The sequence below is a fragment of the Proteus vulgaris genome, assembly GCF_023100685.1.
In the GTDB taxonomy this organism is placed as follows: domain Bacteria; phylum Pseudomonadota; class Gammaproteobacteria; order Enterobacterales; family Enterobacteriaceae; genus Proteus.
The window spans coordinates 21,581-47,143 of the sequence record NZ_CP090064.1 but is presented as its reverse complement, the minus strand read 5'-3'; the positions used below and the strand labels follow the sequence as shown (position 1 = coordinate 47,143).

General features: G+C 38.2%; 24 protein-coding genes. 11 read left to right on the top strand and 13 right to left on the bottom strand.

Going from position 1 to position 25,563, the window contains the following annotated elements:
- Positions 1-71 precede the first annotated feature (71 nt).
- From gpsA to LW139_RS00215, 3 genes are all read right to left on the bottom strand, one after another.
- Positions 72-1,088: an NAD(P)H-dependent glycerol-3-phosphate dehydrogenase gene (gene gpsA / locus LW139_RS00225; RefSeq protein ID WP_088494106.1), complete on the bottom strand. Its 1,017-nt coding sequence runs from the start codon at positions 1,086-1,088 to the stop codon at positions 72-74.
- The gene (secB, locus tag LW139_RS00220) at positions 1,088-1,558 is read right to left on the bottom strand and encodes a protein-export chaperone SecB (protein ID WP_006534205.1); all 471 of its coding nucleotides are present in this window, start codon (positions 1,556-1,558) and stop codon (positions 1,088-1,090) included. The genes gpsA and secB overlap by 1 nt, the downstream gene beginning before the upstream one ends.
- 69 nt (positions 1,559-1,627) lie before the next feature.
- A complete protein-coding gene (locus tag LW139_RS00215; RefSeq protein ID WP_023583406.1) occupies positions 1,628-2,065 on the bottom strand; it encodes a rhodanese-like domain-containing protein in 438 nt (145 codons plus the stop codon).
- A 353-nt stretch (positions 2,066-2,418) separates the two neighbouring features.
- Here LW139_RS00215 and rimO point away from each other — a divergent pair, with 353 nt between their 5' ends.
- From rimO to LW139_RS00200, 3 genes are all read left to right on the top strand, one after another.
- Positions 2,419-3,747, top strand: a complete 1,329-nt coding sequence (rimO, locus tag LW139_RS00210; RefSeq protein WP_072070442.1) for a 30S ribosomal protein S12 methylthiotransferase RimO — start codon at positions 2,419-2,421, stop codon at positions 3,745-3,747.
- A gap of 215 nt (positions 3,748-3,962) precedes the next feature.
- Positions 3,963-5,255 (top strand): murein hydrolase activator EnvC, encoded by a 1,293-nt coding sequence (gene envC, locus LW139_RS00205; protein ID WP_109409876.1) that lies wholly within the window; start codon positions 3,963-3,965, stop codon positions 5,253-5,255.
- 2 nt (positions 5,256-5,257) lie between these two features.
- Complete coding sequence (locus LW139_RS00200) at positions 5,258-6,223, top strand: divergent polysaccharide deacetylase family protein (RefSeq protein WP_166539311.1); 966 nt, start codon at positions 5,258-5,260, stop codon at positions 6,221-6,223.
- A gap of 50 nt (positions 6,224-6,273) precedes the next feature.
- Here the strand turns inward: LW139_RS00200 and tdh are convergent, their stop codons facing one another.
- Both tdh and kbl read right to left on the bottom strand, forming a co-directional pair.
- Positions 6,274-7,299, bottom strand: coding sequence for an L-threonine 3-dehydrogenase (gene tdh, locus LW139_RS00195; protein WP_247850479.1), 1,026 nt, complete (start codon positions 7,297-7,299; stop codon positions 6,274-6,276).
- A gap of 9 nt (positions 7,300-7,308) precedes the next feature.
- Positions 7,309-8,508: a glycine C-acetyltransferase gene (gene kbl / locus LW139_RS00190; protein WP_247850478.1), complete on the bottom strand. Its 1,200-nt coding sequence runs from the start codon at positions 8,506-8,508 to the stop codon at positions 7,309-7,311.
- A gap of 271 nt (positions 8,509-8,779) precedes the next feature.
- Between kbl and rfaD the strand changes: the two genes are divergently transcribed.
- The 4 genes from rfaD (at position 8,780) to LW139_RS00170 (ending at position 12,762) form a co-directional block, all read left to right on the top strand.
- Positions 8,780-9,718, top strand: a complete 939-nt coding sequence (rfaD, locus tag LW139_RS00185) for an ADP-glyceromanno-heptose 6-epimerase (RefSeq protein WP_247850477.1) — start codon at positions 8,780-8,782, stop codon at positions 9,716-9,718.
- 9 nt (positions 9,719-9,727) lie between these two features.
- Entirely contained in the window at positions 9,728-10,780 is a 1,053-nt protein-coding gene (gene rfaF / locus LW139_RS00180) for an ADP-heptose--LPS heptosyltransferase RfaF (RefSeq protein WP_247850476.1), read from the top strand.
- Positions 10,777-11,733 carry a lipopolysaccharide heptosyltransferase RfaC gene (gene rfaC, locus LW139_RS00175; RefSeq protein ID WP_247850475.1) on the top strand — a complete coding sequence of 319 codons (957 nt, stop codon included), beginning with the start codon at positions 10,777-10,779 and terminating at the stop codon, positions 11,731-11,733. Before rfaF ends, rfaC begins: the two co-directional genes overlap by 4 nt.
- A 123-nt stretch (positions 11,734-11,856) precedes the next feature.
- The gene (locus tag LW139_RS00170) at positions 11,857-12,762 is read left to right on the top strand and encodes a glycosyltransferase family 2 protein (RefSeq protein ID WP_247850474.1); all 906 of its coding nucleotides are present in this window, start codon (positions 11,857-11,859) and stop codon (positions 12,760-12,762) included.
- 434 nt (positions 12,763-13,196) lie between these two features.
- Here LW139_RS00170 and LW139_RS00165 read toward each other — a convergent pair whose 3' ends face one another.
- Genes LW139_RS00165 through rfaQ form a run of 5 tightly spaced genes read right to left on the bottom strand, consistent with a single transcriptional unit; the run spans position 13,197 to position 18,377 of the window.
- Positions 13,197-14,072, bottom strand: a complete 876-nt coding sequence (locus tag LW139_RS00165; protein WP_247850473.1) for an antimicrobial resistance protein Mig-14 — start codon at positions 14,070-14,072, stop codon at positions 13,197-13,199.
- A gap of 11 nt (positions 14,073-14,083) precedes the next feature.
- A complete protein-coding gene (locus LW139_RS00160) occupies positions 14,084-15,049 on the bottom strand; it encodes a polysaccharide deacetylase family protein (RefSeq protein ID WP_247850472.1) in 966 nt (321 codons plus the stop codon).
- A 39-nt stretch (positions 15,050-15,088) separates the two neighbouring features.
- Positions 15,089-16,189, bottom strand: coding sequence for a glycosyltransferase (locus LW139_RS00155; protein WP_166539303.1), 1,101 nt, complete (start codon positions 16,187-16,189; stop codon positions 15,089-15,091).
- The gene (locus LW139_RS00150; RefSeq protein WP_210813263.1) at positions 16,186-17,316 is read right to left on the bottom strand and encodes a glycosyltransferase family 4 protein; all 1,131 of its coding nucleotides are present in this window, start codon (positions 17,314-17,316) and stop codon (positions 16,186-16,188) included. Before LW139_RS00150 ends, LW139_RS00155 begins: the two co-directional genes overlap by 4 nt.
- A complete protein-coding gene (rfaQ, locus tag LW139_RS00145) occupies positions 17,313-18,377 on the bottom strand; it encodes a putative lipopolysaccharide heptosyltransferase III (RefSeq protein WP_210813264.1) in 1,065 nt (354 codons plus the stop codon). The genes LW139_RS00150 and rfaQ overlap by 4 nt, the downstream gene beginning before the upstream one ends.
- 201 nt (positions 18,378-18,578) lie before the next feature.
- Between rfaQ and waaA the strand changes: the two genes are divergently transcribed.
- From waaA to coaD, 3 genes are read left to right on the top strand one after another with little or no spacing between them, the layout of a single operon-like run.
- Positions 18,579-19,856 (top strand): lipid IV(A) 3-deoxy-D-manno-octulosonic acid transferase, encoded by a 1,278-nt coding sequence (gene waaA, locus LW139_RS00140; protein WP_247850471.1) that lies wholly within the window; start codon positions 18,579-18,581, stop codon positions 19,854-19,856.
- On the top strand, positions 19,856-20,635 hold the full coding sequence (locus LW139_RS00135; RefSeq protein ID WP_247850470.1) for a glycosyltransferase family 2 protein: 780 nt from the start codon (positions 19,856-19,858) through the stop codon (positions 20,633-20,635). Before waaA ends, LW139_RS00135 begins: the two co-directional genes overlap by 1 nt.
- Positions 20,625-21,110, top strand: a complete 486-nt coding sequence (gene coaD, locus LW139_RS00130; RefSeq protein ID WP_210813267.1) for a pantetheine-phosphate adenylyltransferase — start codon at positions 20,625-20,627, stop codon at positions 21,108-21,110. The genes LW139_RS00135 and coaD overlap by 11 nt, the downstream gene beginning before the upstream one ends.
- Here coaD and mutM read toward each other — a convergent pair.
- Positions 21,107-21,931 (bottom strand): bifunctional DNA-formamidopyrimidine glycosylase/DNA-(apurinic or apyrimidinic site) lyase, encoded by an 825-nt coding sequence (gene mutM, locus LW139_RS00125; protein ID WP_247850469.1) that lies wholly within the window; start codon positions 21,929-21,931, stop codon positions 21,107-21,109. The two genes, coaD and mutM, sit on opposite strands and share 4 nt — an antisense overlap.
- Positions 21,932-22,030: 99 nt before the next feature.
- Between mutM and rfaL the strand changes: the two genes are divergently transcribed.
- On the top strand, positions 22,031-23,287 hold the full coding sequence (gene rfaL / locus LW139_RS00120) for an O-antigen ligase RfaL (RefSeq protein ID WP_247850468.1): 1,257 nt from the start codon (positions 22,031-22,033) through the stop codon (positions 23,285-23,287).
- 1 nt (position 23,288) lies between these two features.
- Here the strand turns inward: rfaL and LW139_RS00115 are convergent, their stop codons facing one another.
- Complete coding sequence (locus LW139_RS00115) at positions 23,289-24,458, bottom strand: glycosyltransferase family 4 protein (protein WP_247851238.1); 1,170 nt, start codon at positions 24,456-24,458, stop codon at positions 23,289-23,291.
- On the bottom strand, positions 24,458-25,561 hold the full coding sequence (locus LW139_RS00110; protein ID WP_247850467.1) for a glycosyltransferase family 4 protein: 1,104 nt from the start codon (positions 25,559-25,561) through the stop codon (positions 24,458-24,460). Before LW139_RS00110 ends, LW139_RS00115 begins: the two co-directional genes overlap by 1 nt.
- Positions 25,562-25,563: the final 2 nt, after the last annotated feature.

Here is a 25,563-nt window from a genome sequence, read left to right as displayed (position 1 = left end):
ACATTGAAGCCTAAGTAAAAACTTAGGCTTTTTATGTTTAAAACAGAAATAAATAACTATCTAAAATAGACTTAGAAAAGATTGCTGTCTATCTCATCTTTAGTGGCTCGACCTAATAAAGATAATGCGGCTTCTTTCGCGTCTTTATGCTGATATAAAATTTGGTAGATCTGCTCTGTAATAGGCATTTCAACACCGACTTGTTCTGCTAATGCGCGAACTTCTTTGGTATTGCGATAACCTTCAACGACTTGCCCAATTTTTTCTTGGGCAGTATCAACATCAAAACCTTGGCCTAGCATCATACCAAATCGACGATTACGAGATTGGTTATCGGTACAGGTTAAAACTAAATCTCCCAATCCTGCCATTCCCATAAACGTTGCGGCATCTGCACCTAATGCTTTACCTAAACGGCTCATTTCAGCAAGGCCACGAGTGATTAGTGCTGTACGTGCATTCGCACCAAACCCCATACCATCAGACATACCTGCGCCAATAGCAATCACGTTTTTTACCGCGCCACCTAATTGCACACCGATAAAGTCAGGATTTTTATACACACGGAAACTTTTGCCACAATGGAACAACTGCTGTAACTCTTCAGAGAAGGTATTGTCCGTTGATGCAACTGAAATAGCAGTAGGCAGACCTGCTGCAAGCTCTTTGGCAAAAGTAGGGCCTGATAAAACTGCTAGCGGGATTTCATTACCTAATACTTCACGCGCTACATCTTGCAACAAGCGACCAGTATGAGCCTCAAGTCCTTTTGTCGCCCAAACAACACGTGCATCCTGACGTAAAAAGGGTTTGATCTGTTGTAATACATCACCAAAAACATGGCTTGGGATCACAACAAGAATATTACGGCTGGCTTCAATGGCTTTTTGCAAAGAAGCTTCCATGTATAAACTATCAGGAAAGGAAACATCGGGCAGAAATGCCTGATTACAGCGTGCTTGCTCTAATGCAGCAACATGCTCAGGATCATGACCCCAAAGTACAACATCATGACCATTGCGCGCTAAGGTAATCGCTAAAGCGGTGCCGTATGAACCGGCACCGATAACTGTCATAGAAGCGTTCATTAAGCTTCTTCAGCCCCTTCATTAGCGGCATCAGTTTGTTGCTGTTGTAAATAGTTCATAAACAACGCATCAAAGTTAACTGGTGCTAAGTTCAGTTGTGGGAAAGTACCACGGCTGACTAAGTTAGTGATACATTCACGAGCATAAGGGAACAGAACATTAGGGCAATATGCACCTAAGCAATGTGCTAATTGAGTGCCTTCAATACCTTCAACAGTGAAGATACCTGCTTGTTGCACTTCGCACAGGAATGCAGTTTCGTTATCCATAGTTGCAGTTACAGTGACACGCAAAATAACTTCATACACGTTTTCAGCTAAAGTATTAGAAGATGTATCTAAATCTAATTTAACTTCTGGTTGCCACTCTTTTTGGAAAACTTGTGGAGCATTAGGTGCTTCAAAAGAGATATCTTTTGTATAGATACGCTGAATTTGAAAAGTCATCTCTTGGTTTTGCTGTTCTGACATAATAATCTTACCTTTTTATATCCTTATTAATTGAATAGCAGTAAGTATAGAACTCAATCTGCTCGCTCGTTATTTTTTACCCTTAGCCAGTGGTAAATTTTCACCACTCCAGCCTGAAAGACCATCTTTTAAGATAAAGACTTTTTCAAAACCGAGTTTAATTAGGCTTTCAGCAGGTTTTGCACCTTCAATGCCTGACGGTGATACAACAATAACTGGCTGTGATTTATATTTCTCCAGCTCAGCAATATTATTATTTTTGATTTCAGAAGGCGTTAAATTGATAGAATCAATGATGTGTCCTTTACGGAATTCATCACGGCTACGGATATCAACACATACCGCATTCTCTTTATTTATCAAAGAAATCGCTTCTGTACGGGAAATATTTTTCGTCTTAGAAAAAAGCCCTTTAAAGGTCAATACAATGACCGCCACCAGCAGCGCAACCCAAACAAAACTTAACAGGGTGTGCCGGTTGAAAAATTGCATTACTTCTTGCAGCATAGGATGCAATCACTCTCGTTAGTTAAAAATAGTATCAAAGAGCCAAAGTATACCTTTGTCATGGCGCAATTACAGCCTATTCCTGCGTTTCTCTTTCAGTTTTTGCGGAAAGTTTCTCAACAATCATTTTTTTTATTGACGGATTTATGTACCATTAGCATCGGATTTATGAAAAATGATGAATTAAAAAGGTCACCCCTTTTTACTCTACAAGATCCCTCTTCAGGCAAGCTATTAATAAATCAGCATCCCTTATAATGGCTATTTACGTAGAAATCACCCTTTGCGTAAAATTCACACCTGTCTGAGAAACAACAATCTGTTATTTATTTAAAAGTATTGAGAACACGAGCATGTCGCAAACAAATCAAGTGCCTAAAATTGGATTCGTTTCGTTAGGTTGTCCTAAAAATTTAGTGGACTCTGAACGTATCCTAACCGAACTGCGTACAGAAGGTTATCAAGTTGTTCCTACCTATAATGATGCTGATTTAGTCATCGTCAACACCTGTGGGTTTATTGACAGCGCAGTACAAGAATCACTAGAAGCAATTGGTGAAGCACTCGATGAAAACGGTAAAGTCATTGTTACTGGTTGTTTAGGTGCAAAAGAGAATCAAATTCGTGAAGTGCACCCAAAGGTACTCGAAATCACAGGACCTCATAGTTACGAACAAGTTTTATCACATATTCATCACTATGTACCAAAACCTGATCACAACCCTTTTATCAGCCTTGTACCCGAACAAGGTGTCAAGTTAACACCTCGTCATTACGCCTATTTGAAAATTTCTGAAGGTTGTAATCATCGTTGTACATTCTGCATCATCCCATCAATGCGTGGTGATTTAGACAGTCGTCCAATTGGTGAAGTATTAAATGAAGCCAAAAGATTAGTCAACGCAGGGGTAAAAGAATTACTGGTTATCTCACAAGATACGTCTGCTTATGGTGTTGATACTAAGCATCAAACAGGATTTTGGGATGGAATGCCAGTTAAAACCAGTATGGTGAGTCTATGTGAACAGCTTGCAAAATTAGGGATTTGGGTTCGTTTGCATTATGTTTATCCGTATCCACATGTTGATGATGTTATTCCTTTAATGGCTGAAGGCAAAATTTTGCCTTATTTAGATATTCCATTACAACACGCAAGCCCGAAAGTTTTAAAACTGATGAAACGCCCAGGCTCTGTTGAGCGCACCTTAGAGCGTGTAAAACGCTGGCGTGAAATTTGCCCCGAATTAACCTTACGTTCTACTTTTATTGTTGGTTTCCCGGGTGAAACAGAAGAAGATTTCCAAATGTTATTGGATTTCCTCACCGAAGCACGCTTAGATCGTGTTGGTTGCTTTAAATACAGCCCTGTTGATGGCGCGAAAGCGAATGAATTAGCCGATCAAGTACCTGAAGAAGTGAAAGAAGAACGCTATCACCGTTTTATGAAACTACAACAACAAATTTCGACTGAACGCTTACAAGAGAAAATTGGTAAAGTGCTACTTGTTATGATTGATGAAGTCGATGAAGAAGGCGCTATTGGTCGAAGTATGGCTGATGCACCTGAAATTGATGGTGCGGTTTACCTTAATGAGCAGTTTGATGTTGAACCAGGACAAATCGTTCGTGTTCTTATTGAACATGCAGATGAATATGACCTTTGGGGTACTATCGTCGAATAATATCTCTCGTGGACAGCGTGATATTTTATTGCGCTGTCACACGGATTGCCTCTTTTTTCCTCTCTCCTTCTATTATTGCTTTATAATCTCTTATTAATTGAATAGATTACCTGTTAGGTATTATCTGAAATTTCGGCTTTATTTCATGTTAGCTGGTCAGTTGTTTTGTGGCATGAAATAATCTTACAAACTGTTATGAAAGGTACGTTGGTCAGATGGCAGAGAAAATGGATCTTCAAAAAAAAACACATCAGTCTTATCGTGTATTTTCTTTACCGTTAATCACGTTGCTTATTAGTACAACTCTCTTTTCAGCCGCACCTGTTTTTGCCAATTCATTAACAGATAATCGCAATCAATTAAAAGATCTACAAACCACGATTGCGGAAAAAGAGAAACAAGTTCAAGAGCAACAAAAACAACGTACTGCGCTTCTTAATCAATTAAAAACGCAAGAAACACAAATCTCTAATGCAGGTCGTTCAGTGCATGAAACTCAAAGTCGCTTACAAACTTTAGGTAAAGAGATCAAAACCATCACCGCGAATATTGCACGTCTACAAAAACAATATCATTCACAACAAGAGTTATTAGCCCGCCAAATGGACGCCGCTTATCGTCAGGGTAAACACCAAGGTATTGAACTTCTATTTCGTGGGGAAGAAGGCCAGCGTGAAGAGCGTATTCTAGCGTATTACAGCTATATCAACGACGCACGAAAAGAGACAATGGCCGAACTGGCTCAAACCTCAAAAGAACTTGAGGCTGAAAAAACCGCACAGCAAGCAAAACAGAACGAACAAAAACAAGTCTTAACTAAACAGCAGCAAGAAAAACAAAAGCTTGATAACGCATTAGCAGCTCGACAAAAAACACTAACTCAACTTGAATCCACCTTAAAAGCGGATCAGAAAAATTTAGCCACTATGCGAGCTAACGAAGCCCAATTAAGAAATAAAATCGCTCAAGCAGAGCGAGAAGCTAAGGCCCGTGCAGAGCGAGAAGCTCGAGAAGCTGCCCGCATCGCCGCCAAACAACGTGAAGCCCAACAGCGAGGTTCAACCTATAAACCAACGGCTGAAGAACAATCATTGATGTCACGTACAGGCGGTTTAGGTAAACCTGCAGGACAAGCTATTTGGCCAATTAGGGGCTCTTTATTACACCGTTTTGGTGAATCTATTTCTGGCTCTGGTGAATTACGTTGGAAAGGAATTGTGATACCTGCAGCTCAAGGCACAGAGGTAAAAGCCATTGCTGATGGTCGTGTATTACTTGCAGATTGGCTTCAAGGTTATGGTTTAGTTGTCGTGGTTGAACATGGGAAAGGAGATATGAGCCTTTACGGTTATAACCAAAGTGCTTTAGTGAATGTCGGTCAGCAAGTAAAAGCGGGCCAATCTATTGCTTTAGTCGGTAATAGTGGTGGACAAGAGCGTTCAGCACTCTATTTTGAAATTAGACGTCAAGGAAAAGCAGTAAACCCTGTTCCTTGGCTTGGGAGGTAGGTTTGAAATTACTTGGCACATTACAACGCAAGAGTGCTTTTTTACTTAGTTTAATGTTGCTAAGTCTGGTTGTGAGCACACCTGCATTTGCGGCCAAATTAGCTATTGTGATTGATGATTTTGGGTATCGTAAAAAAGAAGATAACCAAATTTTGCAACTTCCAACTGCGGTTTCTATCGCCATTTTGCCTGATTCACCTCATGGAAAAGAAGTGGCGACTAAAGCCCATGCACAAGGACGGGAAATTCTTATCCATATGCCCATGGCCCCCATTAGTAAACAACCTCTAGAGCGCGACACACTAAAACCGTCAATGGATCAGGCTGAAATTAACCGTATTATTCAACATGCTATTAATAATGTCCCTTACGCTGTCGGTATGAATAACCATATGGGCAGTGCGATGACATCAGATAGACAAGCGATGGATAGAGTTATTAAAGCGCTTAATCACTCAAACCTCTATTTTTTAGATAGCGTAACCATTGGTAATACACAAGCTGCCATTGCTGCTAAAGCCGCAGGAGTTCCTTCTTTGCGTCGCCATGTCTTTCTCGATAACGTACAAACAGAAGCTGAGACTCGCCAACAACTTGCTCGTGCAATTGCTTTAGCGCGAAAAAATGGCTCAGCCATCGCTATTGGACACCCTCACCCTTCTACCGTCAGAGCATTGCAACAACAGCTGCCTTTACTACCTGCTGATATTCAATTAGTCGCACCAAGTAGCTTATTAAAACCACAAACAGAAAAACCAGCACAGCCTGAACCACCAAAAGTTGTACCACCAACAGAACAACCCAAAGAGCCAAAACCTGCGTCTTGGCTAAAGCCAGCACAAGAAGCCATTATTTCGATGAAAAAAAGTACACTGATTAATACGTTATCCAATGGATTTGACTCATCAGAAAAAAAGAAATTACCCTCTCCTCCTAATCCTAATTCAATGGATGAATTTGAAAAGTGACGCAATAAAAAAGAGCCTTAGAAGGCTCTTTTTTGCTTAATGATCACTCATTACTGCCAATCAAGAATCACTTTACCTGATTGACCGGAACGCATGATATCAAAGCCTTTTTGGAATTCATCGATTGGAAATTGATGAGTAATAATCGGAGAGAGATCAAGGCCAGACTGAATAAGTGCTGCCATCTTATACCACGTTTCAAACATTTCACGACCATAGATACCTTTAATAAACAGCCCCTTAAAGATAACTTGTCCCCAATCAATTGCCATATCGGAAGGTGGAATACCTAAAAGGGCAATGCGACCGCCATGATTCATGGTGTTAAGCATAGTACGAAACGCTAGAGGTGCCCCAGACATCTCTAAACCTACGTCAAACCCTTCGGTCATACCCAACTCTTTCATAACATCAGTCAGGTTCTCTTTGCTAACATTAACGGCTCGGGTAACACCCATTTTTTTCGCGAGATCAAGGCGATATTCATTAACATCGGTGATCACCACATGACGAGCCCCAACATGTTTACAAATTGCAGCGGCCATAATTCCAATGGGGCCAGCGCCAGAGACCAGTACATCTTCACCCACTAAATCAAAAGATAACGCGGTATGTACAGCATTACCAAAAGGGTCAAAAATAGCGGCTAACTCATCAGGAATGTTGTCTGGAATTTTAAACGCATTAAAAGCAGGAATAACTAGATATTCTGCAAAACAACCTGGGCGATTAACACCGACACCAATAGTATTACGACATAAATGAGTGCGACCACCACGACAATTACGACAATGCCCGCAAGTGATATGCCCTTCACCCGAGACACGATCACCAATATTAAAGCCTTTAACTTCTTGTCCTATTGCAACAATCTCACCGATATATTCATGGCCGACGACCATCGGCACAGGAATTGTTTTTTGTGACCACTCATCCCAGTTATAAATATGAACATCAGTGCCACAAATCGCTGTTTTACGAATTTTGATCATCACATCGTTATGACCAACTTCAGGTACTGGAACATCGGTCATCCAAATACCTTCTTGTGCTTTTAATTTTGACAATGCTTTCATATGGGAGCCTTATGCAATCACATTAAGTTGTTTACCAATTTTAATAAATGCTGCCACTGCCCGTTCAATTTGCTCTGGAGTATGTGCAGCCGACATTTGTGTACGAATACGCGCTTGCCCTTGAGGCACAACAGGATAGAAGAATCCTGTGACATAAATTCCTTCATCAAGTAAGCGTGTTGCAAACTCTTGCGCTAATTTAGCTTCACTTAACATCACTGGAATAATGGCATGATCAGCACCCGCCAATGTAAAACCAGCGGCACTCATTTTTTCACGGAAAAGAGAGGCGTTGCGCCATAAACGAGCACGTATTTCATCTCCTGATTTCAGCATATCTAAAACAGCAATAGAGGCTGAAACAATTGCAGGGGCTAATGAATTGGAGAATAAATAAGGGCGAGAACGTTGACGTAACCACTCAACAACTTCTTTACGTGCTGCGGTATACCCCCCTGAAGCACCGCCTAACGCCTTACCTAAAGTACCCGTGATAATGTCAACTCTGCCCATTACATCGCAATATTCATGGGTGCCCCGACCTTGTGCCCCTACGAAACCCACGGCATGAGAATCATCAACCATGACGAGAGCACCAAATTCATCAGCTAAATCACAAATAGATTTTAGATCAGCAATAACACCATCCATTGAAAACACACCATCAGTGGCGATCATGATATGACGGGCATTATCTGCTTTGGCTTTTTCAAGTTGAACACGTAGTTCTGCCATATCGTTATTGGCGTAGCGATAACGTTTTGCTTTACATAAACGCACACCATCAATAATAGATGCGTGGTTTAAAGCATCAGAAATAATGGCATCTTCTGGGCCCATTAATGTTTCAAATAATCCACCATTGGCATCAAAGCAAGATGAATACAAAATGGCGTCTTCCATTCCCAAAAATTCAGCAATTTTATTTTCTAATGTTTTATGTGAATCTTGAGTACCACAAATAAAACGGACAGATGCCATACCAAATCCGTGGCTATCCATACCTGCTTTTGCGGCTTCAATTAATTTTGGATGATTAGCAAGACCTAAATAGTTATTAGCACAGAAGTTAATAACATGGCTTCCGTCAGCAACTGCGATATCTGCGCTTTGTGAAGAAGTGATGATGCGCTCATTTTTAAAGAGGCCATCTTGACGAGTTTGTTCGAGTTGTTGATTAATTTGTTGATAAAACGCGGGAGTAGACATACTTTCTCCTAAGACAGCAAGCTGAAAAGCGAAAACATAAATAGTTTGACTATAATATAGTCAATATTGTTTCTTATTCTATTCCTTTGTTCTATTAAAAACGACAAATGTAAATAAATAATGTTATTTATGTAATTAAGATCACTAATACACACTGCATTTTTTGAGAATTTCAGTCTGTTGTTCCGTGATGAATACTACCGTTAACGCTGTTCAGTGTTATTATAGACCTAGAGCTAATTTTAAGATTTTTATATGAAGGGGTAGCCACATGATTATCGTCACGGGCGGTGCAGGTTTTATCGGCAGCAATATTGTTAAAGCATTAAATGATGAAGGTTATACCGATATTTTGGTTGTTGATAACCTCAAAGATGGCACCAAATTCGTTAATTTAGTTGATCTAAACATCACTGATTATATGGATAAGGAAGATTTTATTGCGAGCGTTGTTGCTGGTGATGATTTTGGTGATATCGATGCTGTTTTCCATGAAGGTGCTTGCTCTTCTACCACTGAGTGGGATGGCAAATATATGATGGATAACAACTATCAATATTCTAAAGAGCTACTTCATTTTTGTCTTGAACGCCAAATTCCTTTCTTATATGCCTCTTCTGCAGCCACTTATGGTGGTCGCACTGATAATTTTATCGAAGGTAGAAAATACGAAGCACCTTTAAATGTCTACGGCTATTCAAAATTCTTATTTGATGAATATGTACGCCAGATTTTACCTGAAGCAGATTCGATGATTTGTGGCTTCCGTTATTTTAATGTTTATGGCCCTCGAGAAGGACATAAAGGTGGCATGGCAAGTGTTGCATTCCATTTAAATAACCAAGTGAATGCGGGTCAAAATCCAAAATTATTTGAAGGTAGCGAAACCTTCCAACGTGATTTTATTTATGTTGGAGATGTAGCTGCGGTTAATTTATGGTTCTGGCGTAATAATGTATCCGGTATTTTTAACTGCGGTACAGGCCGTGCGGAATCATTCCAAGCTGTTGCCGATGCCGTTATTGCTCATCATAAAGATAAAGATCTCTCTATTGAACATATTGAGTTCCCTGAGAAATTGAAAGGTCGTTACCAAGCCTTTACTCAAGCTGATCTAACAAATTTACGTAAAGCAGGTTATTCCGCACCTTTTAAAACAGTTGCTGAAGGCGTAGAGCTTTATATGCAATGGTTAAATCAAGGTAAGTAATCACTGTTTATGAAAATCTTTGTGGTAGGGCCGTCATGGGTCGGGGATATGATGATGTCCCAAAGTCTTTATCGTACATTGAAAGCATTACATCCGGCGGCAACAATTGATGTAATGGCACCTGCATGGTGCCGTCCATTACTGGAAAAAATGCCAGAAGTTGATAATGCGATCCCAATGCCATTAGGGCACGGTGCTTTAGCCATTGGTGAACGCCGTCGCTTAGGAAAACAATTAAAAGGGCAAGGTTATACTCACGCTTATGTATTACCTAACTCGTTTAAGTCTGCATTAGTCCCTTTCTTTGCAGATATTTCTAAACGCACAGGATGGCGTGGAGAAATGCGTTATGGGCTATTAAATGATTTGCGACCTTTAAATAAAGAAGCATTTCCTTTGATGGTTGAGCGCTATGTTGCGCTAGCTTATGACAAGCAAAAGGTGCAAAAAGCGACTGATTTACCTCAACCTTTATTATGGCCGAAGTTATCCGTAACCGAGAGTGATATCTCTACCACATTGCATCAATTTTCGTTATCTACTCAACGTCCTGCTATTGGTTTTTGCCCAGGTGCTGAATTTGGCCCTGCAAAACGTTGGCCTCATTATCATTATGCTGCTTTAGCGCAAAAACTTATCACAGAGCAAGGCTATCAAATCTTCTTGTTTGGCTCTCAAAAAGATAAAGAAGCCGGTGAAGAGATAAAACAAGCTTTAACACCAGATGCTCGAGAAGCGTGTTTTAATCTTGCTGGCGAAACCAGTCTTGAGCAGGCAGTTAATTTGATTGCATCTTGTAAAGCGGTCGTCAGTAATGACTCCGGTTTAATGCATGTTGCAGCTGCGTTAGAGCGCCCGTTAGTGGCACTTTATGGCCCAAGTAGCCCTGACTTTACGCCACCTTTATCACATAAAGCGCGTGTAATCCGTTTAATTACTGGTTATCACAAAGTGCGTAAAGGGGATGCTGAACAAGGCTATCACCAAAGCTTAATCGATATTCAGCCAGAGAAGGTTTTTGCTGAGTTAGCAAATTTACTGTCTACGGAGCCATCAGCGTGAAGCGGGTATTAATCGTTAAAACCTCCTCCATGGGTGATGTCTTACACACGTTGCCAGCATTAACTGATGCAATAAATGTTTATCCTGATATTCGTTTTGATTGGGTAGTCGAAGAAGGCTTTGCACAGATCCCTAGCTGGCATCAAGCCGTTGATACGGTTATTCCTGTGGCAATACGCCGTTGGCGAAAAAACTGGTTTAGTGCCCCTATTCGTGCTGAGCGCGCGCAATTTCGTCGCGCTATTCAATCTCATCATTATGATGCCGTTATTGATGCGCAAGGGTTACTGAAAAGTGCATTCTTAGTGACTCGATACGCCAAAGGCACTAAACATGGTTATTCTCGCCAATGCGCTCGAGAGCCTTTAGCAAGTTTCTTTTACGATATTCGCCACAATGTCAGTAAAGAGATGCACGCCGTTGAGCGAATTCGCCAACTATTTGCACTAAGCTTAAATTATCCGATCCCACCGTCTCAGGGGGATTATGGAATTGCACAACATTTTCTCTCACTTCCCGCCTTTGATGAGCGCCCTTATTTAGTCTTTTTACACGCAACTACGCGTGATGAGAAACATTGGCCTGAATCTCATTGGAGAGAGTTAATCGCCCTACTTGCAGATTCTGGAGTACGCATTAAATTACCTTGGGGTGCAGAGCATGAACATCAACGAGCCATTCGCTTAGCAAAAGATTTTGACTACGTTGATGTATTACCGAAGATGTCATTAGCCCAAGTTGCTCAGGTTATCGCTGGTGCTAAAAGTGTCGTTTCTGTGGATACAGGATTAAGCCATTTAACGGCCGCATTAGATAAACCCAATATCACCCTATTTGGCCCTACCGATCCCGGCTTAATTGGCGGTTATGGTAAAGCCCAAACCTCTGTAAAAGCGGAAGGTGGGGATATTGGGGAGATAAGTGCGCATGATGTTTTTCAATACTTTAACTAATCTTAGCTTCAGTAAACAGAAAAGTAATCTTAATTGACTCTATTGACGTTATGATTACACCTAAAAATATATTTCTGATTCTATGCATTACATCTTACCATCAAGATTATTTTAGGATTTATTATGATTTTATCTATTATCGTTAATATAAAAAATCTAGAAACACTAATAGAAAAATGTGTTAGTTCAATTAATTATGCTCTTAGAAATTGTAATCAAAATGACTATGAAGTGCTTCTTATTGATGATAACTCAACCGATAGAACAGAAGAAATATTAAGAGAATATGTAAATACACATCCTTCTTTTTACTATAAAAAAGTTTGTTTTAATAATGTTGGCAAAGCAAGAAAATACACTATTCCCTTATGTAAAGGTGAATATATTACTTTTGTAGATGGTGATGATTTTCTTTCTGATTTTGATATGCTAGATATTTTTTCTATTCTAAGTAAAGAAAAACCAGATCTCCTTATAACAAAAATACAAGAAGTATTTAATGTTAAACAAATAATAGAAAAACAAGAAAATATAAAATATAAAATAGAAAGCAAAGATGAGATTATATCTGAATTTTTAGTTCATAAAAAATTTCAAGCTCATCTTTGTAGTAAATTTTTCTTAAGAGAGCTGATGTTAAAAATAGAGTTTCCAGATGTTTTTTGCTATGAAGATGCTTTTTTCTTCCCAAAATATCTAAATCTATCCAATAGATTTCTATACTCTGATAGTATTTTATATAACTATATAAAACATCCAAGTAGTCTATCAAATAATTTAAGTAAAGAAAAAATAGAGTTGATGGCTGAAGCTATGATCTCCATGCTAGACACACTCCCCCAAAAACACCTCCATTTAAATATATCGCACTGTATAATTCATTTATATAAATATAAAAAGGAACTAAAAAAAGAAACTATCGAAAAATTAAAAAACAGGATTAATGAACTCAATATGCTTAGTTTTATTCTTGATAAAAAAATAAGACTAAGTATAAAGAAAAAATATTTAAAAATTAAATTCAGTTAATTAAGATAAGGGTTAAGTCCCTTATCTTTTTTAGTTAATGTATATAATACTTCATCAAGTTTACTTTGAATAACATGGCTAGAGGCTGGCAACAATCCATTCTTTAAACCAAATGTGAGATTACATCATAAGTATTACGTAAAATGTACTGACAACCAGCCATTACTACGCTGTCTATTTGATTATCATTTTCAACTAATAACTTATTTTTAGCTAGAAACCAATATGATATGTGCATCAAAATAGTGAGCTCGGACCACAGAAGTATTACACATAAAGTTCCCCGAGCATTGTCGTAGAGAAAATAAGAATACTATTAAATTGAATATCAGAAGAAAATGTACCTATTTTCTTCATTTTACCCAAAAGTAGATTGTAAAGATTAAAAAATATAATTTAATTTCAAGGTATTATGCATGAAAAAGCCAATCTAACTATATTGATATTACTCTTTGTAGAGAGGAACGGTTACACCATCTTTCTTTGTAATCAAATGTTGGCCTACCAAAACAATATCTTAATTCTAAATTTCTTTTATTTGTATATTCAATTGCATCACGGACATTTACCCAGGCAGCTATTGTTCCTAGAGATAAATCAGGATAACTCATATCCATTCCGCTATTAATATAATCAAAACAAACCCAGTTTGGTGATTCTTTCCTTATAACATATTGCATAGCAACTGGATTATTCTCTAGCCATAATATATTACCAAAGACTAAATCAGGGAATGTATTTAATATTTCCTGTATCTCTTTTTTATTCGAATGTTCATTTCGTCTTTTGAAATAAAGTTCATCATAAATATCCGTAAATTCTTCTACTGAATATTTAGATACATTAACAACACTCCCACCTTTTTTAATAAATTTATTTAATTCTCTATTTCGAGTACTAATTGTTTTTTTAGAAAATGATTTCACTAAACATATCTCGCGATGAGCATTAATTTTCTCAAATGCATTTATTACTTGCTCTTTATGTTTTTCGGATAAAAATTTACTTTTTGCAGGTAAAAATACTTTTTCCTCTGTCGACAATGGTAATATAATTTCATCGAAATTTAGCATATAACGATAAAGTCCTAAATTATGTGCTATTTTCTGTTCTCCCGCTAAATACTTATCATGCCAAGTACAAAAAGCACCTATAATTTGATTATTTCTATCTTTTCTTATATAAAATTTCTCATCCAAATTAAAGCGCTGATGAATAAAATTAAGCAAGTCAGGGGAAGTGATTACACTACCTCCAAATTTAGTATATGCTTCTCGGTATTCCAATTCTGAACCTTGTTGCCAACCCATCTTAAAAAACATTATAATGATGCCTTATTTTTTATTTTATAATACTCAGCTAACGTCATTCCCTGCACTTTATCTGACAAGAAACTAAATAACGTTTCTAAATCATGATATAACCCTTCAATATCTTTTTCAGTACGAAATGTTGGACTACCACCTGGCATAAATTCAGATGAGTGCAACATAAATTCAATATGAGAGTGGCCTTGAGCTAAGGATTTTTCAGCAACCTCAATCATCTGTTGAGCATTTCCGCCTTTAGGGCGAAGCCAATTTACTGAAGGGGCTCGTTGCTTACCTCTTAACTTATCGTAGCCTTGCTTAAATTTATTCATTAAAGGCGAGTGCTTATATTGAATACTCATTGGCACTTCTAGCAATGATGAATTTCCAGCTTTAGTGATATCCTGTAAGTCCATAAAATAAGCATGGCTTGGAAAATGGGTATAATTTGTTCCACCTGCTTGTGCCGGATCGCCTTTTGTAAAACGCCAATCTACTTTAGGCGTCACAGAGCAATCAACTTGATAACCAAATTCAACTAAAAGTTGTGCATAAATCTCATTAAATGCCCAACGACCCGCACGGTGGCTTAACATTTTGGTTTGCAGTTTCTCTTCAAGTAATTCAGTCATTAATGCGATTTTTTCTCGCATTTGATCTTTGGGGTATTCAATTAAATAAGGCTGATAACGTAAATCATCATCTGTTAAAGGCGTTAATGGTGGGCTATTCCAAGCATGTAAGTGCATACCAATTTCACCGGTATTACGCGCAATAACATCACGAGCAAACTCAATATAGGCATCATCCATTACCATTTCATAGTTTGTTAGCCAGACAGGTTTAAAATGAAAACGCTCGCAAAGTTGCTGAAAACGGGGAAGAAAGTGCGTATTTTGAGTGGTGATCTCACCCTTATTTTCCCAAAGATTATCACCTTCGGTATCTAATGTGATAATAAATGCTGGTTTAGTCATTGAAATACCTTACGCCTTCTTTAGAAATAAATAACTTTATTACTTAATAAGTGATATATACTGATCAATCACTTCATCGATATCAAATTTTTGGTACATCTCTGGTGTAATTTCAGGTGGCGTAAAATAAACCAACCGCATCTTTTCGGCTAACGATGCTGCATTTAGCTCTGCTTTATAATTAGCAAGCTCACCTTCCATAATTTCACCAATACCACCAGGACAATTGGTACTCACAATCGGTGTATTACAAATCAAAGATTCAACCAATACATTGCCTAAACCTTCGCTGTCAGAGCTTAAAACAACCGCTTTTGCATCATTAATAACAGCAAATGGGTTTGATAAAAAACCAATTAAACTCACCTTATCTTCTAAATTAAGCTCTGCTATTTTATTTTTAATTTTAGTTGTAACTTCAGAAGAGCCTTGTCCTGCAATAAATAATTTACAAGGTAAATCCGCTAACGCAAATGCTTCTAATAATCTGTCATGTCGTTTAACTTCATGAAAACGACCAATATGTAGTAAATAATCTTGCCCTTGATAAGAATTACTTTCTAAAGCTAAATTTCTAATTTCTTGAATATCAAACGGATTATAAATTGTTTTTAATTGTTGTGGTGATATCCCCACGTTTTGGATCAAATCCTGCCCAGCCGCATTGGAAACCGTAATAATATTTTTCCCTTGATATACTTTTTGGATCTTCTTTTGTTTTAACCAACGAGAAAAACCGGTTTTATTACCTAAATAAGATTGGGAAAATATACCATGAATGCAATACCACGTATTTTTATCTGCCAGCTCTTTAGATAAAGCAACAATCCTATCTGTCTTATGCAAATTCGAAACAACAAGTGATGGAATACCTTTACGTGCAAATAACGATTTTAGCGTATTATCCATTGATTTTGCCCGACGTTTCAGTTCAGTTTGTCGATGAAACAACCCACGGTAACTATCTGCATCAATCAATAATTCAATATTAGCGGGAATAGAATAATCACATTTTTCAGCTAAAGAGAGTAACGTAACGGTATAACCACGTTGGCTTAAACCATGACATAACCTGATAGTGACATTTTCAGCACCACCACCTGGTAATCCATCAATAATAAAAAGGATATGTTCCTTCATAAACTAAGAACCTTTTGGTAAAGCCCAATCAGTTGTTGAGATAAATGCTCTGGCGTATAAGGCAATATCTTATTTCGGGCGGCTTTAGACATTCTATTATCAAGATTATCGGCAGAAATTGTCTCTATTGCACTGACCATTGCCGAAATATCTAGTGCATCAGTGACAAAACCGTTAACACCTTGCTCAATAAATTCAGAGCCACCGCAAGTATAACTAGTGATCACTGGTAAACCACATGCCATTGCTTCTAAAACAACATTAGGAAAAGGATCATATAAAGTGGGTAACAATAAACCATCTGCCATTTGATATAAAGGTAAGGTGTCTTTTTGCACACCTAAAAAATGAACTCGATCATGACTTTTTAATTGATGAGCAAGTTGCTGATATTTTTTCTGCTCTTTATCTTGTCCAACCACAATCAAATGTGCACTTGTACAACTGATTGCTTCTATAGCCGCTTTTAAGCCTTTACGTTCAAACCCAGAACCCACATAAATAAAACATTTTGCTTCAACAGGAATATGGTATTGCTGGCGTAATTGCTCACGATAAAGTGTTGTTGCTGGAAAAAATCGCTGATTATCAATCGCATTATAAATTACACTAATGCGCTCACTTTCAATTCCAAAGTCTTCCATCACTTCACGTTTTACCATCTCTGAATTACATATAACGCGTTTTAGTTCTGGTGAATGATACATCTCTTTTTCAGCCTTCATTACATAGCGGTGATAACAACTATTAAGCAATAATTGACTACGTAATGGGCTTAAAACACGCGAACGTTGTAATAACCAGCGGTGATGAACACCATCTCCTGCACGATAAATATCGCATCCTGCGATACGTTCATGGCTTTGTACTAAATCGAACTTTTCTTTTTGCCAACACTGTCTTGCTGCTCGAGCAAAGCCTTTTTCACGGCTAATTCGCCCCCATTTCATTGGGTTGACAATATGAATATGCCACTGAGGTTGTACTGCACCAATCCATGAACGCGTGATCACATTAAGTTCTACAGCTTGATTATCTAATGCTTCAAGTGCTCGAGAAACAAATCGTTCAGCGCCTCCATCAGGTCGGTATTTTTGACGCACTATAGCCAATCGGAATGAATTCATTTTAGTTGTCCCCTTACGGCATTCAGTACATCTTCGACAGGTATTAAACTGAGATAACGCGTTTGTGTGTTGGTATTGACATCATCAGGATCGGGGAGTTCACCATAATTTCCCGCCCATAACACTTCGCCAATATGTTCCCATGGTGACCAATGAAATAATTTTGATGGCCCAAAGAGTGCAATAAGGGGGGTTTTAAGTGCTGCGGCCATATGCATGGGAACGGAATCAACCCCAATAAATAAACGAGCATGATCAATTAACGCAGCAAGTTGCGGTAAAGAGAGTTGTCCTGATAATGAAACCACACTATTTGAAGTACACCCTTTAATTATAGTTTCAACCATCTCTTGCTCTCTTGGATCGGGGCCAGATGTTAAAACAATTTGATTTCCTTCTTGTTCTAAAGCATCAATTAATTTCGACCATTTATTTTCATCCCAACATTTAAAAAACCATCGAGATGTAGGTTGAATAACAATATAACTACTCAATACTTTATGTACTTTTAATTTTTCGGTAACAATATATTTATCTTGTTCACTGTACGCCATTGATACTTGAGTATCTATTTTAGGTAACTGTAATGGTTGCAAGAGCGCTAAATTTTGCTCAACAATATGTTTTTCATCTACAGAGCCTAGCGGGATCAAATGGGTAAAACATTTTTTCCAGATAGGGCTTTGACGTTTATAAATATCATATCCAACACGAATTTTAGCCCCCGTAAAACGGGTTATTATTGCACTGTTCCATTGATCAGCTAAGTTTATAACAACATCATATTGTTGATTTCTTAAATCGGTTATTAACTTCCATTCATGGCGTAACCTTGCCAGCTTCCCTTCATTTTTCCATGCTTTGTCTAGTACAAAGATATGATGAATAGAGGAAAAATGCTCGATCATTGGCATCGTTTCTTTATTGATTAAGATATCAACGTCAGCATTTGGAAAGTTAGCTTTTAATGTATTAATAACAGGGGTAATCAACAAAGTATCACCATGATGTCGTAACTTAATAATAAGAACCCTTTGTATTAACTTCATTTTTTCACTCATAACATTCCAAATGGACTTGAATAATTAGCAATGTGATTTGATTATAAAAAAAATTCTATCAAGTTTCTTGAATAAAGCCTGTTAAAATTAATAAAAAAGCATTATACCGCGTTGTTTAATGCCACAACGTTTGTTTTTACACACTTTCTACTACACAGTGTGATACTATAAGCGTTCGTCCAGATAAGTGAATTTGATAGCATGTTGTTGCGTTTATATCAGGTACTTCTTTACCTTATTCAACCTCTGATTTGGTTGCGTCTTTTATTACGCAGCCGTAAAGCACCCGCCTACCGAAAACGGTGGAGTGAGCGCTATGGCTTTTGCAAAGGCAAAGTCGTGCCTCAAGGGATATTATTGCATTCCGTCTCTGTGGGTGAAACTCTCGCCGCAGTACCGCTTGTTCGTGCCCTTCGCCATCATTATCCTGATTTACCTATAACAGTCACTACCATGACTCCGACAGGTTCAGAGCGTGTGCGTTCTGCGTTTGGTGATGATGTTTACCATGTCTATCTTCCTTATGATTTACCAGGCTCAGTTAATCGTTTTCTTAAAACGGTCGATCCCAAATTGGTTATCATTATGGAAACAGAATTGTGGCCTAATCTGATTTCAAAACTGCATCAACGAAAAATTCCGTTGATTATTGCCAATGCTCGTTTATCAGAACGCTCTGCTGCCGGTTATCAAAAATTAGGTAATTTTGTCAAAACAATGCTCCAAAAAATCACCTTAATCGCGGCTCAAAACCAAGAAGATGGTGAGCGTTTTATCGAATTAGGACTCAAACGTTCACATTTACATGTAACGGGTAGCCTAAAATTTGATATTTCTGTCACCCCAGAATTAGCCGCAAGAGCCGTTGCTTTGCGTCGCCAATGGGCTGCTCATCGCCCTGTTTGGATTGCAACCAGTACCCATGAAGGTGAAGAAACAATTATTTTAGAGACACATAAAAAGCTACTGACACAATTTCCACAGCTTTTGTTGATCTTAGTTCCTCGACACCCAGAGCGTTTTCCTAAAGCTGAGCAATTAACACGCGAAGCAGGGTTAAAGTATACATTAAGAAGCACTGATGCTGTTCCTGATGCACAAACTCAAGTCGTCATTGGCGACACCATGGGCGAACTGATGTTGCTCTATGGTATTGCTGATCTGGCTTTTGTGGGGGGGAGTTTAGTCGAGCGTGGTGGTCATAATCCTTTAGAGGCCGCCGCTCATGCTATCCCGGTTATTATGGGACCTCATACTTTTAATTTTAAAAATATCTGTGCCAAGCTCGATCAAGCTGAAGGATTAATTACGGTTACAGACAGTCAATCAATGGCAACCGCGATCGCCTCACTACTTAATGATGAAGATTATCGTCGTTATTATGGTCGCCATGCTGTTGAAGTGCTTCATGAAAATCAAGGTGCATTACTACGTTTACTCACCTTACTTTCACCCTATCTTCCCCCTCGGAGTCACTAATGAGCCAGAGTAAGCGCCTTTCTGTGGTGATGATCAGTAAAAATGTTGCTGATGTCATTGGTGAATGCTTAGACTCCATACAATGGGCGGATGAAATCATTGTGTTAGATTCGGGAAGTCAAGATGATACCTGTCGTATTGCGACAGAAAAAAGAGCTAAAGTCTTTGTCAACAGTGAATGGCCAGGATTTGGTAAACAGCGTCAATTAGCACAACAATATGCCACGGGTGATTATATTTTTATGATCGATAGTGACGAACGTGTCACTCCTGAGCTAAAAAACAGTATCCTCGCGATACTGCAACAACCTGAAGAAAATGTGGTTTATAACTGTGCTCGCCGTAACTTGTTTATGGGGCGGTTTATGAAACACAGCGGTTGGTATCCCGATAAAGTCACACGTTTATATGCTCGTGAACATTATCAATACAACAATAATTTAGTTCATGAATCGTTAGAAACTCAAGGCGCAACAGTCAAAACATTGCAAGGTGATCTTTTACATCTAACTTGCCGTGATTTAATGGAGTTTCAGCAAAAACAGCTAAAATATGCCACCGAATGGGCAAAACAGCGTTATCAACAAGGTAAAAGAACCCGCTATGGCGCTATCTTAGGTCATACATTAGGTGCTTTTTTTAAGACTTGGTTGTTAAGAATGGGGTTTTTAGATGGAAAACAAGGTTTGATATTGGCATTTGTTAATGCACAGTATACCTTTAATAAATACGCTTCTTTATGGGAACTCAGCCAGAAGACGGTAAATCATGAAAAATAAAGCTATCTACCCCGGAACCTTTGATCCTATCACTTATGGTCATATCGATATATTAACTCGTGCAGCAGGTATGTTTGATACCGTGTTATTAGCTATTGCAGATAGCGCCCGTAAAAACCCAATGTTTACCTTAGAAGAACGCGTTGATTTAGCCAGAGAAGTCACAGATCATTTACCCAATGTTGAAGTGGTCGGTTTTAGTGAGCTAATGGCAAATTTTGCTAAACAGCAACAAGCAACGATTTTAATTCGTGGTGTTCGTAGCGTTTCTGACTTTGAATATGAATGGCAACTGGCGAATATGAACCGTCATTTTGCACCTGATCTTGATAGTGTATTTTTACTACCATCTCAAAACCTTTCTTTTGTCTCTTCATCTTTAATTAAAGATGTGGCACGCCATGACGGTGATGTTTCTACGTTTTTACCTGAAGTTGTCACCACTGCAATGCTAAAAAAACTCGGCAAAATTTAACGCTCGTTGTCACCATGTTGGCAATGTCGGCAGAAAAATGTGCTACGTTGCCCTTGCTTTATACTTTCAATCTGTTGCCCACAAATCAAACAAGGTTTGTCTTTACGCCCATAAACAAAGAGTTCTTGTGCAAAATAACCGGGCTTACCATCAGACTGCAGAAAATCTTTAAGTGTTGTGCCACCTTGCTCAATTGAGCGAGTTAATACCCGTTTGATCGCCGTAACAAGAACCTCACACTCTTCTTGCGTTAAGCTATTAGCTTTTCTATCAGGCATAATGCCCGATGAAAATAGCGCCTCATTAGCATAAATATTGCCGACACCAACAACTAATTTATTATCCATTAACCACGGTTTAATAGCTGTTTTTTTATTTTTCGACTGTTGATATAGGTATTCGGCATTAAATCCATCAGAAAGCGGTTCAGGTCCTAAATGGGCTAATACTGCGCTGGTTGTCAAATCTTCACACCATAACCAAGCACCAAAGCGTCGTGGATCGGTATAACGCAATACTTTACCATCCCGAAAAACCAAATCGATATGATCGTGTTTTTCCTCAGGCTGTTCCTCTAATAAAATACGCACACTTCCTGACATCCCCAAATGGATTATGATCCACCCAGTATTAAGTTCTATTAGCAAGTACTTAGCACGACGCTTCACACTTAAAATAGGTTCATCCAGTAACGTTTTTATTTTCTCTGAAACAGGCCAGCGTAATTTACTATTACGCACAATGGCATAGTGCAATACATTGCCCACAATGTGAGGTTCAATACCTCGGCGACTGGTTTCGACTTCTGGCAATTCAGGCACAGGTGGCTCCATTATTATCAGATAAGAGATACAGCGATAACATCATTTTTATTGTATGATCAGTTTCCCTAAAAGTAGAAAGGACGATAGCAGATTATTATGATGTTGTTTAAAGACTATAGTAAAAAATCCCTTTGGAATTTATCCATTATCGGGCTTTACATTATATTGATCTACTTACCAGATATCACCCGTTATAAAAATATTGTGATGGGATTAATTGGTGCAACAGCACTGTGGTATTTGGTACGTGATTTTAAGGCTATCTGTAAAATATTTAAAAATAATCTGTCATTCTCACTGCTATTTTTATTGCTGGTGATTGGTTATTCCATACTAATTTCTGTCGAGCCCAGCATTAGTATAAAAGAGATTAATAAGCCGATACTCAATGGATTACTGCTTTTTGCCGTTACCTTTCCGATTGTGCTGTACAAAGAGAAACCTGCTGATATTGCCAAGATGGTGATGGTGGCTTTTGCGATTGGGTTATTGGTAATTATGGCAAAGGAGTTAGTGCAGTATTATTTGGAATATCCTCAAGTAAAACCATTTACATGGCAAAGTCAACGACTGCACCGAGAAATAACCTATGCATTATTATTTTTTTTTCCTGTAAGCTTAATTTATTGGACATATAAAAAGAGACCAAGTATTTATGAGTGGTTGCTTTTTATAGTATTCAATTGCCTAATTATATTTATTATGCTTGGAACATTAGCAAGAGGAGCTTGGGTTACATTAATAGTAATTGTATTATCAATAATAATTATTGAAAAGAATTGGTTACTTGTAAAAACAAGTATAATTACAACTATAATTTTATATATAGTCATCATACAATCATCACCGAATATTATTATTAAAGCTAAGCTGAAGCAAAAACTAACTCAAACAAGTAGTGGCCTACGCTTTGATAATGGAAGTAATAGCTCAGCATTAAACCTTATTTTAGAACACCCCATAAAAGGTTATGGTTATGGTAACCAACTCTACCATAACGTCTATAATGAAAAAGTTAAAGATCACCCAAATTGGATATTTAAAAAATCCATTGGCCCTCATAATATCTTTTTAGCTTTCTGGTTTGCCGGTGGTGTGTTAGGACTATTTGGTATTCTTTATTTTTGCTCTTCGATTATTGTCCAAGGTATCCAGCTAATAAGAAAAAATCACGGGATTATTCGCCAAGTTTCCTTGGTGCTACTGATGTCTTTTTTAGGGGTCTATGTATTGCGAGGGTTATTTGAAAATGCCTATATCAATCAAGTGGGTATTTTGGTGGGATTAATGCTGGCATTGCGTCATGCCTTACTCAATAATCAATCAGTCTCACCATCAGATAAACAACAATAGGTTACTTAATTAACTTCTCTATTGTTTTTAATATAATCTCTGCCCGCTTATCCCAGTTGTAATAGTTTTCAACTAGAGAGCGGGCATGAGTTGTTTTTTCTTTAGCTCGTTGCGGGTTTTCTCTTAGCTGTATTATCTGTTTTGCAAAACTCTGCGCATCACCACTATCGGCAAAACTCACCGCTTTCTCATCCACAACATCACGAATTGAAGGAAAATCCGAAATTACTACAGGTTTTTCCATCGCCATATATTCAAATAACTTAAGAGGTGAAGTGTAACGACTTCCAATGCTAGTTAATGTAAGCGGAAGTACACAGATATCGTGTTGACCAATTGCTTCAAAGCGTTTTTTGGGATCAATAAATCCCAAGAAATTCACTTTATCTTTTACATCCATTTCTTGAGCTAATAAAGTTAATCCTTCAATCTGTTCTGGTGTACCACCCGCAATATTAAGTCGTGCATTATCAAGATATTTCATTGCTCGCATCATGGTTGGAATGCCTTTCCATTTATGCAAACTCCCTAAATACAATACCTCAGTAAAGTTTTTCTCAGAAATTAACGGCTTGACCTGATAATCAGCCACAGCATGTAAATCAACTCCATCAGGAACCACTGTTATTGGCGTAGTAACTTGATACTGCGAAACAATATCATCTCTTAACAATGAAGTAAGAACAAAAATACCCGTCGCTCGGTTGTAAACTAATTTCTCCATTTTTAATAGCTTATGATATTTAGCACGATTCTTTTTTTTCTCAAATGAATGAGACTCTGCAAAAGATTGAGCGAAAATTTCATGGCTTTCAAAAAAGAGAGGAGTTTCTGGATAATTTTCACAAAGATAACAAGCTAGTTTTAAATTACGGGTAAACAACGCATCAACGTTATTTTGCTTTACCCAGCGAGTGATCTGTAATGAGAAAAGTTTTTGTGAATTAAATGGAAAATACCATTTACGGCGAATATCTCTTAAAGAAACTAAACTCGCATTAGTATGAATTGAACGACCTAATATATCACTATCTCGATATTGCCCTTTAGGTGTGACTAATGTCACTTGAGCACCGGCTCGAGCAAATGCATCCACATTTTGTAAAATTTGTAATGAAGCCACACGTAAGTCAGGCACTGGATAAGGATCAAGATAGGCAATTTTCATAATTATGACGCCAATGCCTGCAATAAACGTTGCGCAGAGTGTTGCCAAGTATAACGTGATTCAATGCGTAGACGAGCCAGCTCTCCCATGCTTTTACCTCTATCTGGTAATGTGCGCAGATGATTAATCGCCATCACAATTTCATCGGCATTACCTGGTGCGACGAGAACTCCAGCGGTACCTTCATTACCTACCACCTCAGGAATACCCCCGATATGGCTTGCAATAACAGGTTTTGCACACGCCATCGCTTCTGCAATCGTAATACCGAAAGCTTCATCTCCTGTACTCGGAAAAATACCTGCGTCACTTGCTGCATAAAATTCTGGTAATACGTTATGTTCGACAGGTTGATGAAAAATAACTTGTTCTGCAATGCCTTTAGAAATTGCTTTCTTTTTTAATCGTTCAAGATCATCACCAGCACCGATAATCAGAAGTTTAACATCTTCACCTTTTAACTGCTCGATGGCATCAATTGCGACACTCAAGCCCTTCCAACCCACTAACCGTCCTGCAAATGAGAGTAAAAAAGTAGACTCATTGATCCCTAATTGCTCACGCAATGACGTGGTCATAGGTTTAAACTTTTCAATATCCACACCATTATAAATCACGTTTGGAAACTGCTTAAAATGATGTTGGATTTGCCAAGCATTAAAATGGCTACATGCAACCCATGCTGAAATCTTTTTACCTAACCTGCGATCGCCTTTAAAAAAACTGGTTCCCCCACTCATATAACAAAAGCGAGTTGATGATGATTTAGGCATCATAGAAGGCCAAAAAAAATCAAAAGGCTTCGTTAAAATCACCCAATCAAAATGTTGGCTGATCACCTCTTTTTTGGCATGTCGCGCAAAAGTATAACGCTCAACAATACGACGAAAACGCCCACCAAGATCAATCACTTTATCTCTTGGGGTATAAGGGTAAGTGTGAACCTGTATTTGGCGTCCTGCCAGATTGTGTCGAATATCGCCATTGCCACCATAAAGATGAACTTCATGACCAGCATCATGCAATTGCTTAGCCAGTTCCCAAACCGCTGTTTGGATCCCGCCATAAGACATGGTGATTGTGACATCAATTATACCGATCTTCATGA

Excerpts from the sequence above, each read along its gene's own strand:
- waaA (WP_247850471.1), top strand. The coding sequence starts at position 18,579 with ATGTTGTTGCGTTTATATCAGGTACTTCTTTACCTTATTCAACCTCTG.
- rimO (WP_072070442.1), top strand. The coding sequence starts at position 2,419 with ATGTCGCAAACAAATCAAGTGCCTAAAATTGGATTCGTTTCGTTAGGT.
- LW139_RS00165 (WP_247850473.1), bottom strand. The coding sequence starts at position 14,072 with ATGGGTTGGCAACAAGGTTCAGAATTGGAATACCGAGAAGCATATACT.
- gpsA (WP_088494106.1), bottom strand. The coding sequence starts at position 1,088 with ATGAACGCTTCTATGACAGTTATCGGTGCCGGTTCATACGGCACCGCT.
- coaD (WP_210813267.1), top strand. The coding sequence starts at position 20,625 with ATGAAAAATAAAGCTATCTACCCCGGAACCTTTGATCCTATCACTTAT.
- tdh (WP_247850479.1), bottom strand. The coding sequence starts at position 7,299 with ATGAAAGCATTGTCAAAATTAAAAGCACAAGAAGGTATTTGGATGACC.
- LW139_RS00170 (WP_247850474.1), top strand. The coding sequence starts at position 11,857 with ATGATTTTATCTATTATCGTTAATATAAAAAATCTAGAAACACTAATA.
- LW139_RS00150 (WP_210813263.1), bottom strand. The coding sequence starts at position 17,316 with ATGAATTCATTCCGATTGGCTATAGTGCGTCAAAAATACCGACCTGAT.
- rfaL (WP_247850468.1), top strand. The coding sequence starts at position 22,031 with ATGATGTTGTTTAAAGACTATAGTAAAAAATCCCTTTGGAATTTATCC.
- LW139_RS00110 (WP_247850467.1), bottom strand. The coding sequence starts at position 25,561 with ATGAAGATCGGTATAATTGATGTCACAATCACCATGTCTTATGGCGGG.
- envC (WP_109409876.1), top strand. The coding sequence starts at position 3,963 with ATGGCAGAGAAAATGGATCTTCAAAAAAAAACACATCAGTCTTATCGT.
- LW139_RS00215 (WP_023583406.1), bottom strand. The coding sequence starts at position 2,065 with ATGCTGCAAGAAGTAATGCAATTTTTCAACCGGCACACCCTGTTAAGT.
- rfaF (WP_247850476.1), top strand. The coding sequence starts at position 9,728 with ATGAAAATCTTTGTGGTAGGGCCGTCATGGGTCGGGGATATGATGATG.
- rfaD (WP_247850477.1), top strand. The coding sequence starts at position 8,780 with ATGATTATCGTCACGGGCGGTGCAGGTTTTATCGGCAGCAATATTGTT.
- LW139_RS00135 (WP_247850470.1), top strand. The coding sequence starts at position 19,856 with ATGAGCCAGAGTAAGCGCCTTTCTGTGGTGATGATCAGTAAAAATGTT.
- LW139_RS00155 (WP_166539303.1), bottom strand. The coding sequence starts at position 16,189 with ATGAAGGAACATATCCTTTTTATTATTGATGGATTACCAGGTGGTGGT.
- kbl (WP_247850478.1), bottom strand. The coding sequence starts at position 8,508 with ATGTCTACTCCCGCGTTTTATCAACAAATTAATCAACAACTCGAACAA.
- LW139_RS00160 (WP_247850472.1), bottom strand. The coding sequence starts at position 15,049 with ATGACTAAACCAGCATTTATTATCACATTAGATACCGAAGGTGATAAT.
- secB (WP_006534205.1), bottom strand. The coding sequence starts at position 1,558 with ATGTCAGAACAGCAAAACCAAGAGATGACTTTTCAAATTCAGCGTATC.
- rfaQ (WP_210813264.1), bottom strand. The coding sequence starts at position 18,377 with ATGAGTGAAAAAATGAAGTTAATACAAAGGGTTCTTATTATTAAGTTA.